Below are 15,701 nucleotides of genomic sequence, written 5' to 3'. Positions count from 1 at the left end.
ACAGGTATCCGACAGAGCCACCTTAACCAGTGGTATCAAGTTCCAGCCCCGATTGAGACACACACAAGTGTGTTTCGATCGGGGCTTTTTTTGTGCAATCAGGGAGACTAACCAATGCCAACGACAATCGAGAAGCAGCTTGAAACATTGCAAGAATTCATTGACTCGCGGGGAGTCGATTTGCGAATAGATCGCGAGGCAGGAGTCCTCACAGGAGTGAAACTCCTCGGGCTCAGTTCCCGCAATGGACGAACCTACCGCGAGGCGGCACTTGAGCAGGCGATGCCGCTCTATGAAGAGGCCCGCGTGAATGTGAATCATCCGAAGGAGGGGCCACTCGCGCCGCGGGATTATCAGGACCGTCTCGGCACGATTCGCGGTGTCGAATTTCGCGCCGGCGAAGGGCTCTTTGGCAATCTGCACTTCAATCCCCGGCATGCCCTGGCGGAGCAATTGGTGTGGGACGCTGAGCACAATCCGCGAAATGTTGGCTTTTCGCACAATGTCCAGGCGCGGACTTCGCGAACCGATGCGGGTCTTGTCGTTGAAGAAATCACTCGCGTGCAGAGCGTCGATCTCGTCGCCGATCCGGCGACGACTCAAGGATTGTTCGAGCAAAAGAAAGTTTTCGAGAAGCCTGCCAAGGTTCAGTGGGACTCGCTGACGCTCGAAACCTTGCGGCTGCATCGGCCGGATCTCTTGGCAGAGATCGAAGCACACACTTTGGAGGAGCAGGTCTTGCCCAGAATCGCGGAACTAGAACGCCGCCTCGATGTGGTGACCGGTCCCCGATCGCGCGACCAATTGGCACTCGTTGAATCCAATCGTCGGCAAGAGGCGAATCCGCGCGACTTCGCGCGATCGCTGCGAATTGTAGGCCGGAACGAGCGATAGCGCTGTTCTGGCATTGTGTATCGATCGATTGCCGGAACTGCGCACGGCTTGTTCCGGCCTACCTATCATCAACCACTTCACACAGGAGAATTTCAAATGGCGAATACGATGCGATGGCGTTACGGGGATACCAATCCGATCATGTTGCCCGTGGGCTCGGCCACGGCGATCGAAATTGGCGACCTCTTGTATTTAAACAGCGGCGATGTGTTGCCTGCTTCCGCCTTGTCTGATCAGGGTACCCTGGCCGCTACTCAAGAGGCATTTCATGACGAATTTCTCGGCATTGCGATGCAATGCTCGCCGGTAGGGTCGACCGAGGCGATTCGAATCGCGACCTCCGGTGTGTTCGAGTTTGACTGCGCGTCAGCAACGTTCGAACTGGGCGACTTGGTCGGCGGCAGCGATGCCGGTGCGGGAACTCTCGGTGCTCAAATTGTCGACGGTGTCGCGACCGCCAATCTTGCCCTCGGCCGCTGCATGAAACGCGTATCACCCGCCGCGACCAAAGTGTTGGTCGACGTGGTCAGCACTGTCGCCAAGGGTGGCCCACAAGTGGCGGCTTAACCAAGGCGAGCCGTAAGCGTAAGCGCCCGGAGCAATTAACGGCGAGCCGGCCCGTCCCCAAGCCCGATCTACTTCGCTTTCAATGTAAGTTCAAGGGCGGCATAGACCGGGGGCGAGGACGCCCCGGCTCGCCAGTGGAATGAATCAGCAACCAACAAACAAGGAGACATCAATCGTGTCACTCAATTATCGAGAACTCAAACGACGCTATGAATTGGACGGCGCCGACCGCACGGTCGACCACTTGTCGGAAGCCCTGCGCGAACGGCATCTGACGGCCGAAGATTTTTCACTCCGCGATTTGGCTGAGGCGTTGGTGCCTGATGGTCGACAGTGGTTGCGGATGCTCGACCCGCGCAACAGTGGGCAAGTAAGCATGATGGAAGCCTCGGACGGCGTTGATGTCACAGCGTTTCTGAACGTCACTGGGCAGGTCGTGTACTCCAAGATCCTCGATGCCTATACGCAAGAGGCGTTTGTCGTATCGAAACTCGTACAGACGATTCCTACGCGGCTCGATGGAGAAAAGATTCCCGGCGCCACTCGTGTTGCCGACAACATCGACGAGGTCGGGCCAGGAATGCCGTATCCGAATCTGGGCTTCGGCCAGGATTACATCGAAACACCAGCCACCGCCAAGCGGGGGTTCATCGTGCCAGTGACCAAAGAAGCAATCTTCTTTGACCGCACCCACTTGGTGCTCAGTCGGGCTGCGGAAGTCGGCGAGATTCTGGGCCTCAACAAGGAAAAGCGGCTCTTGGATCTCGTCATTGGGGCGACCAATAACTACAAGACCAATGGCACGAGCTATGACACCTACCAAACGGTTGGGCCGTGGGTCAATACGCTTGCGAGCAACGAACTGGTGGATTGGACCAATGTCGACGCGGCTGAACAGTTGTTCGCGGAGATTCTCGATCCGCATACCGAGGAGCCTGTCTTGGTGCGGGGGACGACGGTGCTGGTGATGCCTGCTTATCGTCACGCGGCCCATCGTGTGTTCAAAGCGGCGGAGATCGAATACACCGCTAGTGGAAGTGAAACCAGTACACGCGCCAGCAACCCGCTGGGCAACTACCGCGTCGAGGAGAGTCGACTGGCCTATCGCCGGGTGATTGCCTCCGGCGTGGATGCTGCCGATGCGCGGAAGTACTGGTTCATCGGCGATCTCGCCAAGGCGTTTGCCTACATGGAGAACTGGCCGATCACCGTCACGCAGGCCCCGGTCAACAGCGAAGCCGATTTCAACAACGACATCGTACTGCGTTTCAAAGCAAGCGAACGCGGCGCGGCCGCAGTATTGAATCCTCGCTTCGTAGTGAAGTGTACTGGCTAAGTGCGTCTTAGGTTCTAGCTCCCGCCGGAGGGCGGGGGTGTTTTTCCTGCATCGTCCATCGGCTTCCGCCGACGGCTACGAATAAAATGTTCTTCTGACACAGTCCTTCGGAGAGTTCAGCCATGCCAAGCGACGTCGAGCAAATCGAAACTATCCGCACACTTACGCTAGCGCAATTGGCGGATATGCACGCGGATCCCAGTACGGGTTATCAATTCGGATCAGAGGATGTTACCTGGGCTGAACTTGTGAGCCGACTCGAGCAAACTGTTGATTGGTGTGACGAGAAACTCGCAGGCTACGAGCCGTTTGAGGTTCGCTCAGAAGGAACGACGTAAGATTGTGTGGTTGGTGGTTTGTGGTTGGTGGTTAGAGATTAAGCTTTCTGCGAAGGGAGCGACGTAATCCTCCGAGTAGCTTGGCGCAGGTCTCAAGCTGCTCTTCTATTGTTGTCACAGATTCTGGTGTAACGAAACGGCGTCGTTGGACAAACGTCAAGAAGGTAGAGAGTTCTGCGAGGGAACCGCGGGATATGGCAACGTGCCTCAGGAAATCTTTTGTCGAATCACGGCCACATCCTTCAGCTAAGTTGGCAGGTATCGAGATAGAGCATCTTTGCATCTGAGAGATAATGCCATATCGTTCATCAGTTGGTAAGAGTTTGCACAGATCATAAACTTGGTCTACTAACTGCATTGATTGCTTCCACGCCTCAAGCTGCTTGAAATCACTCATTCCAATCATTACCTCCCATTCTCTCACCACTAACTACAAACCACTCACCCCACCTCCGTCACCCGCCGAAACAACATTCCGACAAATTCCCGCAATAAATCAGCCTCGCCGGTTTCCAGAATCACCGACACCTGGTACTGCAACTCGCGGCGAGCATTCATTGCGATCGCCGCGGAGAGGGTTCCCTCCTCGGTCAACTCGCCGCCGACCCCCATGCGGCTGAAGAGTTCTTCGTAGTCCGTGCTGTGCCAGTCGTCGAACATCTCGGGATGACTGTCGATCACATCGGCAACGAGCGGATTGGTGGCCCGATCGAAGGCTGCCTGACCATTGCCGAACGGATCCTGAAACAGCTCGTCGGTGGCAACGCCCAGGCCATGAGCCAATTTGTGCAACGTACGCGCATGAGGCCGGGTGGACCCCTGCAACATGCTCCGCAGGGTCCGCTCATCGAGTCCCGTGGCGCCCACCACATCTTGCAGGGTCATATCCAGTCGGGCCATCAACCGCCGAATATTCGCCCCCGGCAGCAGTCGCAGCCCGTGCAGTTGAGTCTCAGATTGTGTCGTATGCATGACGTTGCCTACCAGAAAGAGTACAAAACGCCCCTTGACGAATATAAACGTATGTACACTAATAGGTGTACCGAGTCAAGTGGGGGATACTTCTCGTTAGCCGCAATGCGCAGCGCCAGCGCAGCAGAGCGCGTCCTCGGTCGCCATGTCAAAACGCGCTCTGCTGCGCTGGCGCTGCGCATCGCGGCTTACAATGCAGACGCTAATCAACACGAAATCAAAGGAGATTCCATGGCTTGGCTGTATCTGATCATAGGAGGTTTGTTCGAGATGGGTTGGCCCTTGGGTCTGAAACTAGGCTGGAACGAACAGGGGATCCGGCCCATGCCACTTGCTCTGGCGATCATCTCGATGGCGCTGAGTGGGTTGTTTCTCCTTATCGCCCAGCGGACCATCCCGATGGGATCTGCCTATGCCGTCTGGACGGGGATCGGCACGATCGGGACCTTTGTACTCGGCATCATCGCGTTTTCCGAGCCGGCAACTGCGGCCAGAATGGCAAGCGTGGGATTAATCGCAGCAGGAATCATTGGGCTAAAGGCTTTCGAGCACTAGAACCGCGATGCCTCGCCCATGCTCTATTCTTCCGGCAAGCGCGCAAAAATCGTGACACCACGAGCCTGGGGGTCGATATAGAATCGCTGGGCGACATATTCGTCTTCGCTATGCAATTCAAACGACTCTCCTTCATGGGCCATTTGTTCGGCAACCTGTTTAGGGAGATCGGGGATGGTTTCTCCCTGATGTGCCATGCGTACTCCTTGCTCTGGTTTGGTCGACGCCCAAAGGTTGCCGCTCCCGTCAGCAATGTAAATGTCGCAATCAACAGATCCCAGGCCGCGGAGAACTTCCTGGATTCTTCGTGCGATGTCCGTTTCGATGACGGTCATGCCAAAGCACTCTCCAGAATTATCGCCATAGACGGGAGTGGCGGCGGAAAAGCGTTCCACACTGGTCGCATCATTGGTGTGGCGACCACGTTTTGCCAACGACAACCGTACATCGCCGGGGTCCAGTGTGGAGACCTCATTCATGAGTTCATCCGTTTCGACCATTTGACGTCGGCTCTCCGGCAACACGCGAATCAAAGTGGGATCGGCTGGGCTACGTTCGACGCGTACAAGGTCTACAACTCCCTCGCCTTTCATTTCTTCAAAGGAGAGCGCGAGGTAGTCGGAATTCAAACCGAGCATGCCTTTAAATATCGTTTCGAGTCGAGGGCGCCAAACGTCTTCGCTTTCTCCTTCTACACCGCTGAGTGCATTGACCAGACCTTGAATCGGGGGGAGCGAAGAAAGAAAGCGAACATCCTGAGACATGTCTTTCGCGATTCCCTGCAAATGTAATGAGACCTCGCGGACATCTCCCTCCATTTCGGAATATCGATTGTGCCATTCTGCCTGGTGCCTTTGCCGAGCTGCCATTCCCAGTGTGGTTAGTGCAACGAGAATCACCATCGCTGCACCGATAAGCGATTGCGACAGACGCTGATGCTGTGAGATCCAGCGGTTCACGCGTTGCCAGGAAGTTTCCTGGTAGGCAGTGACCGGCTCGCCAGCCATCCAACGTTGCACGTCCTCGGCCAGCTCTGACGCACTTTGATACCGAGCGTAACGGCGACGTGCCATTGCCTTGCGGCAGATGGCTTCCAGGGCAGGGTCTGCATTCGCATGGACATCGCGTGCCAGTGGTGTGACGCCACTGGCAATCGTGCTGATCATCCCCCGTGCGCCAACACCCGAATCAATCGATTCCTTTTGGGTTTTTTCGTGCGGGGCATAGCCGGTGACGATGGCAAAGAGAATCGATCCCAGACCGTAGATGTCGGTCCGTTGATCCAACTCATCGAGTCGTCCCGCCGCCTGTTCCGGTGCCATGAACAGCGGTGTTCCCAGCACTTGCCCCTCGTTTGTGCGGTCCGCGCTTCCCATTGCCGTCGAATCCATAAGACTTTCGACCGAGGCATCGTCAATCACCTTGGCCAGCCCCCAATCGATGACGATAACCTGTCCAAAATTGTCGATCACCACGTTCTCGGGCTTCAGGTCGCGATGAATAACTTTGCGCGAATGGGCATGGCCGATCGCATGGCACACATTGACGAAGGCGCCCAAGAGTCGCCTCAGCAGCATGGGATCTTCGTCCCCCTCCTCGCGTCGCTCGTGATACTCGCTAATTGAATCTTGTAGCGTCGATCTGCCGAGGAAGCGCATGGTGTAGAATGCTCGTCCCGACTGAAGGTCTTCGCCAAGTTGATAAATTGGCACGATGCTGGGATGATCGAGCCGACCAGTGATCTCTGCTTCGTGTTTGAAACGTTCGATTGCGATCTCAGACGCGTTTGCCCCATGACTGATTTCCTTCAGCGCGACATGGCGATTGAGATTCACATCCCGTGTGAGCCACACACGCCCCAGTCCGCCTTGACCAAGCTTGCGAATGATTTCGTAGCGACCCTGCATCTCGCGGGCATCGTTTTCGCCAGCCCGAGCAGCAACGGTCACACCCAATAGTTTTGCAACACGACCTGATCCGTCGAGCCGCTCCAGCGTTGCCAGCAGCATGCTCTGGCCTGCCGCGGGCATTTCCGTTCCTCCCGCGATGCTCTGGCGCGCGCGATCGATACGCGTGGCAGCACGGATAATGAGCATCTCGATTTGCTCCGCCGTGAGAAGGTCACGGTTCTCCAAGTGTTGAGCCAGCGAAAGACTACCGTACATCGACCAATCGGAAACAGCTGCCGCGATTTCGCGCTCATTAACCAGTCCAGACTGCAAAAGCTCTGCCGCAAGCGCGATGTCTTGTTCCTGGCGCGAGATATCCGCATTGGGCTCAAAGAGCAGGGTGGCGTCGTAGCGGTCGTCGTTGGTCAGGCCCGACTGCGGTGTTTTCTCGGCTTCTTCGGCCATAAAAATGTTCTTCAGAAGGAGGTTCGTCTAGTGATTGGTACCAAATCCTTATCTTACCATGGCGAGAATGATTGTGGGCAAAATGCTGGCGCATATTTGAAAATTCCGCCGAATCGCGTAGCCCTTGAGGGTGCGCTGGGCATGGTCGAGCGATTGAGGGTGGAAGTCCCCTGTGGATCCTAACGGAGGTAACCACGAGGTGAAAGCAACTGCACGAGACGGAGTTTGGACATTGGACAATCGAAGTCTATCCCGCGAGGGCGTGTGGGGAGGAAGCCGTAGCCGAACTGCAGCACCGAACGTAAGTGAACCCTCAAACGGGCTTCTCGGACCTGGGTTAGCGTGCCTTCCAGCGCGACGCCCGATATCCGTTGGTGGCCGAGGAGTAGTGAGGGCGGAGGCGGCAGGACATTGTTCGATCTTACCCCAGGAGATCTCTGCGGGTCCGCCTATCGGTATTCCGGAAGAAGGCAACGACGACCGGTTGATGCCCGCAGAGAAGTCGGATCGCCCCATAGTAGTGCTGAAGCTGGGTAATGCCGGTGGAGCGAAGGGGGCGACAAGTTGTTAAGTGCTGGAACATGCCAACTGGCTTTCGCGTTTGCCGACAGCCCGCATGGGGGCAAGGACGAGAGAACCTCGGACGAATCCAAGGGAAAGTCGCACCTGCTGCTCAGAGCGAATACCAAGGAGGTAGATCATCCAGCCACCTGGGTAGCCGACGACACAAGTCGGTCACTGGAACAAGTAGCCTCGGTGTCTAATTTGGCCCGGGCGTTGCTTAACGTCGCGCGCAATAAAGGTGCGGCAGGTGTGGACGGACGTGGTGTACGGGAAGTGGTTGAGGCTTCGCCCCAACTGCTTGCTCAGCTACGCCGTGAATTGCTTTCGGGTACCTACCTGCCTGGCGACATTCGCCGGGTCTGGATTCCCAAGTCCGGTGGCGGGCATCGGGGCCTAGGTATTCCGAATGTCGTGGACCGCTGGGTTCAGCAGGCCGTACTCCAAGTTTTGGAGCCGATCTTCGAGCCGACGTTTCACGACAGCAGTCACGGATTCCGTCCGAGGCGTGGTGCACAAACGGCCATTGCTGCGGCCAAGCAATATCTGGCAGAAGGATATGCCTGGACGGTCGATATTGACCTTTCAAAGTTCTTCGATCGTGTTCACCACCAGCGGCTATTAAACCGCTTGGCGAACCACGTAAAGGATGGGCGTCTCCTAAAGCTAGTGCATGGCATGCTCAAGGCGAAGGTTGTGTTGCCCGATGGCACACGAACGGCCACGACCGAAGGCGCACCGCAAGGTGGTCCGCTTTCTCCGCTACTTTCCAATGTAGTTCTTGACGAACTCGATTGGGAACTGGCACGTCGTGGACTTCGGTTCGTGCGTTACGCCGACGACTTCAGCGTGTTCGTGAAAAGCGAACGTGCCGGTCGTCGGGTGATGGACTCCGTCAGTAAATTCATTGATAGACGCTTGCGTCTGCTGGTCAATGAAGACAAGAGTTCCGTCACGGGTCCGAATTATCTAACTTTCCTCGGCTTTCAACTCGGCAAGAATGCCGAGGGCCAAGTCATGGTGGCAATCTCTCGCCGAACTAAGGAGCGAATGGATGCCCGTATTCGTGAGCTAACGCCACGAGTCTGGGGTCAATCGCTGTCGACGTGCTTCGAGAGAACCGAACGCTACCTGCGAGGATGGATTGGATACTTTCGGTTGTGTACCGAAGATTCCCTGCGACCGCTCCACAAGTTCGACGCCCACATTCGGCGTCGTATTCGGGCGATTATCATTCGTCAGAAGAAGCGGGACCGGTATCTGTTCCGCCACCTGCAAACACGTGGCGTTTCTCGGAAGTCGGCGGCTAAGACCGCCTTCACTCGTGCTGGCGTTTGGAGACGCAGTGTCAGCTATGGCATCCATCAGGCGTATTCCAACGCCTGGTTCGCCGAACGATTGATGCCGCTCACCGACCGTTGGCATGCCTTGAACCCTTCCCGACAGGTCTTCATCAAACAGCAACGACTGTTTGAAACCTAAGGCAGCAACTTGAAGAGCCGGATGCGTGACCCGCAAGTCCGGTTCTGTGAGAGGCTTGGGGGAGAGATCCCCCGGGCCTACTCGACCGGGCGGATCGATGCGCGTAGAGAGGCTCTTCAAGAGAACCAGCACGCCCTTTCAGGGCTAGCCGGGTTTCTTGAATTGATACCCAGGGCAAGATCCTACAAGCAACAGCGAAGTCAGAACGCCGCCCTGGGAAAATGAATACCATGCCTCATCTTAGCTCTGAAAGAGAGAGCTAAAAATTCTAGCGACGCCGAGCGTTGACCAACGCCATCGCGAACCCCGCAATCAATATCAAGCTCGCTGGTTCCGGAATTGCACTAATCGCAGCATTGCCGCTGGCAACTAGCGCTGCATCAAGCATGGCATCGAACTCGCCGATCGAGGGCGCCGTCTCACCGTAGGAACGTTGCCAACTGAGAAAGTCGCGACCGCCGAGCACGTTACCTGCGGCGTCGTGTCCGGACTGCCAAGCAGCGAGATCCGACGCGCCGACATTCCCATCGTCGTCGAAATCACCATAGGGAATCTGTCGCGCAATCGCCTTGATGTCGTACCCAAAGAAATCGCAACAAAGGGGCTCGGTCCCTCCTCGCATGAACATCCAGCGCCGGAAGGTGGCGACATGCAGATCGACTCGGGATTCTTGAGAATCGAATCCGCTGAAGTGATAGACAACCAGCCCATGCGGGCCATGATGAACGGGGGTTCCGTCCAAGCCGGACAGATTCAAGAAATTGTCAATGTTGTGCGGCTCCATGTAGAAAGGATGTTGCACGGTAGCTTCGACATTGGCGAATTGCGCATAAGGATTGAGCGAAGGCAGCGGAGAATCGCTCCCCTGATAACCCGTGATGAAATCGTACGGCCCGGAGATGGGCATGTGGAAATCAGTCCCGATAAGCCCGCCCGTTTGATGCAACGTGCTCAATCGGGGAATGAATCGATAGGAGCGAAGCAAATCGGGCGGCTGAGCCGAAGCCGATTGCAGTCCGAGTGAGAGCAGAGTGAGTATTTCAAGCAGACTGGCCAGACAAGTTACGCGACGCATGAGACACCTCCTTCGAGTGATGGCCCGCGATAAGAGGAGTATCACTTTAGCAGATTTGGTAAAGAAAGTACACAAGCGGAATCGTACTATCAGGAGAAATCTATGAAAGCTCCCGCCGACTACATCGCTTGGCGGCCTGATTTCGGACTGAAGATGCTTAATTCGTGGCATAGGTTTCCTTTAATAAAAAGTTGCTGACTAGCGCGACCGATCATGAATCATTCGATTGGCAGACTTCGCGATTCCTTAATCGAGCGACGCTTGATAAGTATCGACATGAACGAGAAAAGCACGCTGGTTGTCACGCCAAACATAACCATACCATTGGCTGCCTCAAGTGCGCCTAAGATTCGCCTCTCTTGAGACATTACAACGTCTCCATATCCGAGAGTAGTGAAGTTGACCGCCGAGTGGGAGAAAGCCTGAAACATGTCACTGAATTCACCGATAACTATAAAAAAGCCACCCCAGATCGCAATTTGAACCAAGTTGCCTATTAACATAATAAGAGTGATGAGTGAAAGCAGCAAAGAACTACGAAAAATCGACATTCGAATCAGGCCTTTTTCATCCAGTCGAATGAAGATCCGTAAGAGTATGGCCACAAACAAAGTTTGGATGAAGACGCAGCACACGATGATAAGACTGCTATAGAAGAGATTGGCGATCATGCGTCTTTCCTAACTCATTTGACGCCTTTCATCAAGGTTCCACGTAATTTCGACAGGACTTCCAAATTACTGGCTCCTCACCAGAATCTGTGGGTAAATTCTGGCGAGGAGCCAAACTTGGAATTGCCTTTCTCGTCCTGTGATCGGTTCCGACTACCTGATTTACGCTGAATGTACGGGCTAAAATTGACTATCAGAAAGGTTGCCTGTCAGTGATCTTGCCTAAGTTCGTCTGATTGATGCAAGTTGTCGCCATTATGCACTATAGTATTACTATTATTACAATCGCGAGTGGACAGCGCCTACGGTCCATCCAACCGTCACATTCTGTCCAGTCGCGTCCGCTGCAACAAGTGGGTCCTGCGAGGAGTTGAAAGATGCTTTTTCCAAGTTGGCCTAAGATTTCGTCATGCAGTTCGCTAATACTCTACGGGACTTGCCTGGCTTTGTTGGCTGTTGTTGGTTGTGAGAAGGGTAAGAATACCTATGTTGCTCCACCACCGCCGAAGGTGACGGTCGCTCATCCTGTCGCGGAAGAGATCGTTGAAACCCGCGACTACACCGGCACAACCAAGGCATTCGAAGCGGTCGAAATCTTGGCACGCGTCGAAGGTTTTTTAGATGCAATTGAATTCGAAGATGGTGCCGACGTTAAGCATGATCAATTGCTTTCGCGGATTGATCCGAAACCTTTTGCAGCGGTGCTAGCCCAAGCGAAGGCAAGTCTGGCATTGGCTCAGGCTCGTCGAAAAAGTTCCCAGGCCGAGCTATCTCGAGCCGACGCCGAACTAGCAAACATGAAGACCCAACTCCGCCGCGTCGAAGATGCACAATCCCGTTCTCCCGGGGCGGTCACCGAAGCAGAGATCGATATGCGGCGCACGGCCGTGATGACCGCTGATGCGGCCGTTGAATCAGCCCAGGCAGCCATCGCCTCCTCGGAAGCGGAAATCGCCGTCGCCGATGCCGAAGTCACGAAGGCTGAATTGAATTTAAGCTACACTGAAATTCATTCACCGATTGCCGGTCGCGTGGGACAAAAGAATTTCGACGTGGGGAGTCTAGTAGGTACTCCCAGCACCAAGCTACTGACAACGGTCGTGCGGACCGATCCGATTTACGCATATTTCACAGTGAGCGAGCAAGATTTTCTCCGTTTCAATCGCGAACGGATCGCTCAGGATCGCAGTATGTCGAGCACCAAATCTGGAGGGGAGGCGCGATCCGTGATGTTGGGCCTCGGAGACGAGGAGGGCTATCCGCATCAAGGGATAATCGACTTTGCGGACTTGGCGCTCGATGAAAGTACGGGGACGTTTCTTGTGCGTGCACGGTTCGACAACCCCGACGAATTAATCTCTCCTGGAGCGTTCGTGCGGATTAGTATCCCGATGCAGAAAAAGCCTGCTTTATTGGTAAGCGAAACTGCTGTGGGCCGTGATCAAGGAGGTGCTTATCTCTTAGTGGTCAATGACAAGAACGAAGTCGAGATGAAACGTGTCACCTTGGGCGGAAAATTCAATAGAATGCAAATCGTGAGCGGTGGTGATTTGACGCCAGAGGATCGGGTCGTCGTCGAAGGGATCCAAATGTCACGACCTGGGGCGGTGGTAACACCGGTCGAGAAGTCCAAGGCCACGAGTTCTGCGGAAGAAGGGACTGTCGCACACCCATGATTTCGCGATTCTTTATAAATCGACCAATTTTTGCCAGTGTGATCTCGATTGTGATCATGATCGCAGGCGCGGTTGCGCAGCTTGGGTTACCCGTGGCGAAATTTCCTGAAATTGCTCCCCCTACGGTACAGGTGACCTGTTTCTATCCAGGTGCCAATGCCCAGGTATTGGCGGAGACTGTCGCGGCCCCGATCGAGCAGGAAGTCAACGGTGTTGAGGGGATGATCTATATGTCATCTACTTCGGCCGATGACGGATCATATGCGCTGAACGTGACGTTTAATATCGGCACAGACATCGACATGGCGACCGTGCTAGTGCAGAACCGGGTGTCGATTGCTACGCCAAAACTTCCCGAAGAGGTGCGTCGACAAGGAGTCACGACCAAGAAACAATCCACAAGTATTTTGCAGTTTATCGCCTTTTCGTCGACCGATCCTCGAATTGATGCGTTGTACTTGAGCAACTATGTGAAGATCAACATCAACGATGAATTGAGTCGCATCCCTGGTGTCGGATCGATTAAGGTTTTTGGGGCTGAAGAATACAGCATGCGGATCTGGCTCGATCCCGAGCGGCTCAAGGCCCGGCAACTTACCACCGAAGACGTGGTCAAAGCGGTTCAGGAACAAAACGTACAAGTTGCCGCCGGTCGTATTGGCGAGCCACCTGCCCCGGATGATATTGCCTTTCAGTTGGTGGTAAATACCAAGGGGCGGCTGTCAGAAGCCAGTGAGTTTGAGGATTTGATCGTTAAGGCGTCGCCAGGGGGGCGGATCATTCGAGTCCGCGATGTGGCCCGCGTGGAACGGGGCGCCAAGAGCTACAATTGGCAGTCCAGTTTCAATGGCGATCCCTGCGCGACGATTGCTGTTTACCAATTGCCAGGGGCCAACGGGCTCGAAGTGGCTTCCAAGATTGAAGCGACCTTGAAACGGCTGAGCAAGAGCTTCCCGGCGGGAATGAAATATGCTGTGCCGTTCGACACAACCCGGTTTGTGCATGCCTCGATCGCCGAGGTTTATGAGACACTTTTCATTGCTGTGGTCTTGGTGGTGTTGGTGATTTACATTTTTCTCCAAGATTGGCGGGCAACGCTGATTCCATGTGCAGCAATTCCCGTCTCGCTCATTGGGGCATTTGCTTTCATGGCGGCGATGGGTTTTTCGATCAACATGCTCACCCTGTTCGGCATCGTGCTGGCAATCGGAATTGTGGTAGACGATGCGATCGTGGTGGTGGAAAGCACTGCCGCGAACATTGACAAAGGGATGACTTCCAAAGAAGCTGCCTTGGCGGCGATGGAAGAAATCACAGGACCAGTGATCGCCACTACCTTGGTGCTGCTGGCCGTGTTCGTTCCCACGGCATTCATGGGGGGCATCACCGGGCAGCTTTATCGGCAATTTTCGCTCACGATCTCAGCAGCAGTGGTGATCAGTTCGATCAATGCTTTGACGATGAGTCCCGCACTATGTGCGATTCTCATGCGACCTGCGCCGGCCAAGCGAAATATCATTTTCCGCGCGTTCAACAATGTGTTTGAACGCATTGCCAGTGTGTATGGTGCGGTGGGCGTAAGTATTGTCCGTCGCTTGGTTGTGTCACTGATGGTGTTTGGCGGACTTGTAGCACTCACTGGTTGGGGTTTTAGCCGACTGCCGACGGGATTTCTCCCCACCGAGGATCAGGGCTACGCCTTTGTGAATGTTCAGTTGCCTGACGCGGCGGCCATCGGTCGTACCCAAGAGGTGATGGACCACATTAACACGATTCTCAAAGAGACGCCGGGGATCGCCGACTGGGTGATGATCACGGGGTTCTCGATTTTGAGCAACACCAACGGCTCGAACAACGGCATGGTGGCTGTGGTGTATGAGCCCTGGGATGAGCGGACCACACCAGAGCTCAGTCAGGATGCGATCGTGAATCACCTGCGAAAAGAGTTTCGAAAAATTCGCGACGCATTTGTGATCGCCTTTGTACCGCCGGCAATCGATGGCTTAGGCAACGCCGGTGGTTTCCAGTTGCAGTTGCAAGATCGTGGTAACGCGGGGCTTGAACAGTTGCAGACTGTGGCACGGGAACTGGTTGAGGCTGGCAATGGCCAGACTGGGCTGCAGGCGGTCAACACTACTTTCCGCGCATCTGTGCCGCAGTTGTTTGTCGATATCGACCGCACAAAGGTGAAAACGCTCGGCGTCCCGCTGACGTCGGTCTTCAACACATTGCAGGCATATCTTGGTTCAACCTACGTGAACGACTTCAATCAGTTTGGAAGGACCTATCAGGTCCGCTTACAGGCGGATCACCAGTTTCGTTTGGATCCCGATGCGATCAAGAAGCTTGATGTTCGCAATCAAAATGGCGACATGCTCCCGCTGGGAACTTTTGTAAGGGTCGAGGAAACACTCGGCCCACAAGTCATTCAGCGATATAATCTTTACCCCAGTGCCCAGATCAACGGGGAGGCTGCCCCGGGGTTCAGCTCGGGTCAGGCCCTGCAGTTGGTCGAACAGATGGCCGACAAGACTTTGCCTCCTTCGATGGGTTATGAATGGACCGGAATGTCGTACCAGGAAAAGCAGGTTGGCAACGAACAATATTTCATTTTTGCACTTGCAGTGGTGTTCGTCTTCTTGGTGCTGGCAGCGCAGTATGAGAGCTGGACCAGTCCCGCGGCCGTTATTTCAGTGGTCCCCTTAGCCGCCCTGGGAGTGGTGGTCGTGCTGTTCTTGCGCCATGCCGACAATAATGTCTACACGCAAATCGGGGTGGTCTTGTTGGTCGCACTGGCCAGTAAGAACGCGATTTTGATCGTGGAGTTTGCCAGCGAACTTCGGAAGAAGGGACAGGACATCAGTAAGGCTGCAACTCAAGCGGCCCGGCTGCGTTTTAGAGCGATCCTGATGACGGCGTTTTCCTCCATCCTAGGTTTCTTGCCGCTGTTGTTCTCGAGTGGTGCCGGCGCCGCCAGCCGTCAGGCAGTAGGCAACGCCGTTGTCGGCGGCATGATCGCCGCAACATTCTTCTCGCTGTTGTTTGTTCCGACATTCTTTGTCGTGTTTCGCAGCATCAGCGAGTGGTCGGCGGGGAAACCTGAGATAGATCGGGTTGTTTAGGTTGTCGGATAGTTTCCTCTGGAATGTCCGCTTGCAACTGGACGTTTGCATCAGCCAAGATATGGGCTTTCTTTTAGGAGTAAATACTGGGACTCAGC

The 15,701-nt window shown here is 54.9% G+C and carries 14 protein-coding genes; 9 read left to right on the top strand and 5 right to left on the bottom strand.

Annotated features, from left to right (window positions below):
* Nucleotides 1-114 precede the first annotated feature (114 nt).
* The 4 genes from Pr1d_RS24590 (at nt 115) to Pr1d_RS24575 (ending at nt 3,135) form a co-directional block, all read left to right on the top strand.
* Nucleotides 115-894, top strand: a complete 780-nt coding sequence (locus tag Pr1d_RS24590) for a hypothetical protein (protein WP_148076002.1) — start codon at nt 115-117, stop codon at nt 892-894.
* 96 nt (nt 895-990) lie between these two features.
* Nucleotides 991-1,461: a hypothetical protein gene (locus Pr1d_RS24585; protein ID WP_148076001.1), complete on the top strand. Its 471-nt coding sequence runs from the start codon at nt 991-993 to the stop codon at nt 1,459-1,461.
* 175 nt (nt 1,462-1,636) lie between these two features.
* Complete coding sequence (locus Pr1d_RS24580; protein ID WP_148076000.1) at nt 1,637-2,797, top strand: phage major capsid protein; 1,161 nt, start codon at nt 1,637-1,639, stop codon at nt 2,795-2,797.
* A gap of 122 nt (nt 2,798-2,919) precedes the next feature.
* Entirely contained in the window at nt 2,920-3,135 is a 216-nt protein-coding gene (locus tag Pr1d_RS24575) for a hypothetical protein (RefSeq protein ID WP_148075999.1), read from the top strand.
* A gap of 31 nt (nt 3,136-3,166) precedes the next feature.
* On the opposite strand, the gene Pr1d_RS26820 is transcribed toward Pr1d_RS24575, so the two are convergent.
* Nucleotides 3,167-3,532, bottom strand: a complete 366-nt coding sequence (locus Pr1d_RS26820) for a four helix bundle protein (RefSeq protein WP_168205472.1) — start codon at nt 3,530-3,532, stop codon at nt 3,167-3,169.
* A 44-nt stretch (nt 3,533-3,576) separates the two neighbouring features.
* Nucleotides 3,577-4,107: a helix-turn-helix domain-containing protein gene (locus tag Pr1d_RS24565; RefSeq protein ID WP_148075997.1), complete on the bottom strand. Its 531-nt coding sequence runs from the start codon at nt 4,105-4,107 to the stop codon at nt 3,577-3,579.
* Between Pr1d_RS24565 and Pr1d_RS26435 the strand changes: the two genes are divergently transcribed.
* A complete protein-coding gene (locus Pr1d_RS26435; RefSeq protein WP_238476587.1) occupies nt 4,102-4,662 on the top strand; it encodes a DMT family transporter in 561 nt (186 codons plus the stop codon). The two genes, Pr1d_RS24565 and Pr1d_RS26435, sit on opposite strands and share 6 nt — an antisense overlap.
* A gap of 23 nt (nt 4,663-4,685) precedes the next feature.
* On the opposite strand, the gene Pr1d_RS24555 is transcribed toward Pr1d_RS26435, so the two are convergent.
* Complete coding sequence (locus tag Pr1d_RS24555; protein WP_148075996.1) at nt 4,686-7,016, bottom strand: serine/threonine-protein kinase; 2,331 nt, start codon at nt 7,014-7,016, stop codon at nt 4,686-4,688.
* 199 nt (nt 7,017-7,215) lie between these two features.
* Here Pr1d_RS24555 and Pr1d_RS24550 point away from each other — a divergent pair, with 199 nt between their 5' ends.
* Both Pr1d_RS24550 and ltrA read left to right on the top strand, forming a co-directional pair.
* On the top strand, nt 7,216-7,587 hold the full coding sequence (locus tag Pr1d_RS24550) for a hypothetical protein (RefSeq protein ID WP_148072168.1): 372 nt from the start codon (nt 7,216-7,218) through the stop codon (nt 7,585-7,587).
* Nucleotides 7,581-9,059, top strand: a complete 1,479-nt coding sequence (gene ltrA / locus Pr1d_RS24545) for a group II intron reverse transcriptase/maturase (RefSeq protein ID WP_148072169.1) — start codon at nt 7,581-7,583, stop codon at nt 9,057-9,059. Before Pr1d_RS24550 ends, ltrA begins: the two co-directional genes overlap by 7 nt.
* A 268-nt stretch (nt 9,060-9,327) precedes the next feature.
* Here the strand turns inward: ltrA and Pr1d_RS24540 are convergent, their stop codons facing one another.
* Together Pr1d_RS24540 and Pr1d_RS24535 are read right to left on the bottom strand one after the other, a co-directional pair.
* Entirely contained in the window at nt 9,328-10,134 is an 807-nt protein-coding gene (locus Pr1d_RS24540) for a hypothetical protein (protein WP_148075995.1), read from the bottom strand.
* A 218-nt stretch (nt 10,135-10,352) separates the two neighbouring features.
* Nucleotides 10,353-10,805: an ion channel gene (locus tag Pr1d_RS24535; RefSeq protein ID WP_148075994.1), complete on the bottom strand. Its 453-nt coding sequence runs from the start codon at nt 10,803-10,805 to the stop codon at nt 10,353-10,355.
* A gap of 377 nt (nt 10,806-11,182) precedes the next feature.
* On the opposite strand from Pr1d_RS24535, the gene Pr1d_RS24530 reads away from it, so the two are divergent.
* Together Pr1d_RS24530 and Pr1d_RS24525 are read left to right on the top strand one after the other, a co-directional pair.
* Complete coding sequence (locus Pr1d_RS24530) at nt 11,183-12,481, top strand: efflux RND transporter periplasmic adaptor subunit (RefSeq protein ID WP_148075993.1); 1,299 nt, start codon at nt 11,183-11,185, stop codon at nt 12,479-12,481.
* Nucleotides 12,478-15,603 carry an efflux RND transporter permease subunit gene (locus tag Pr1d_RS24525; protein WP_148075992.1) on the top strand — a complete coding sequence of 1,042 codons (3,126 nt, stop codon included), beginning with the start codon at nt 12,478-12,480 and terminating at the stop codon, nt 15,601-15,603. The genes Pr1d_RS24530 and Pr1d_RS24525 overlap by 4 nt, the downstream gene beginning before the upstream one ends.
* Nucleotides 15,604-15,701 lie beyond the last annotated feature (98 nt).

The organism is Bythopirellula goksoeyrii (assembly GCF_008065115.1).
Taxonomy (GTDB): domain Bacteria; phylum Planctomycetota; class Planctomycetia; order Pirellulales; family Lacipirellulaceae; genus Bythopirellula; species Bythopirellula goksoeyrii.
This window is presented reverse-complemented; position numbering and strand designations above follow the sequence as displayed.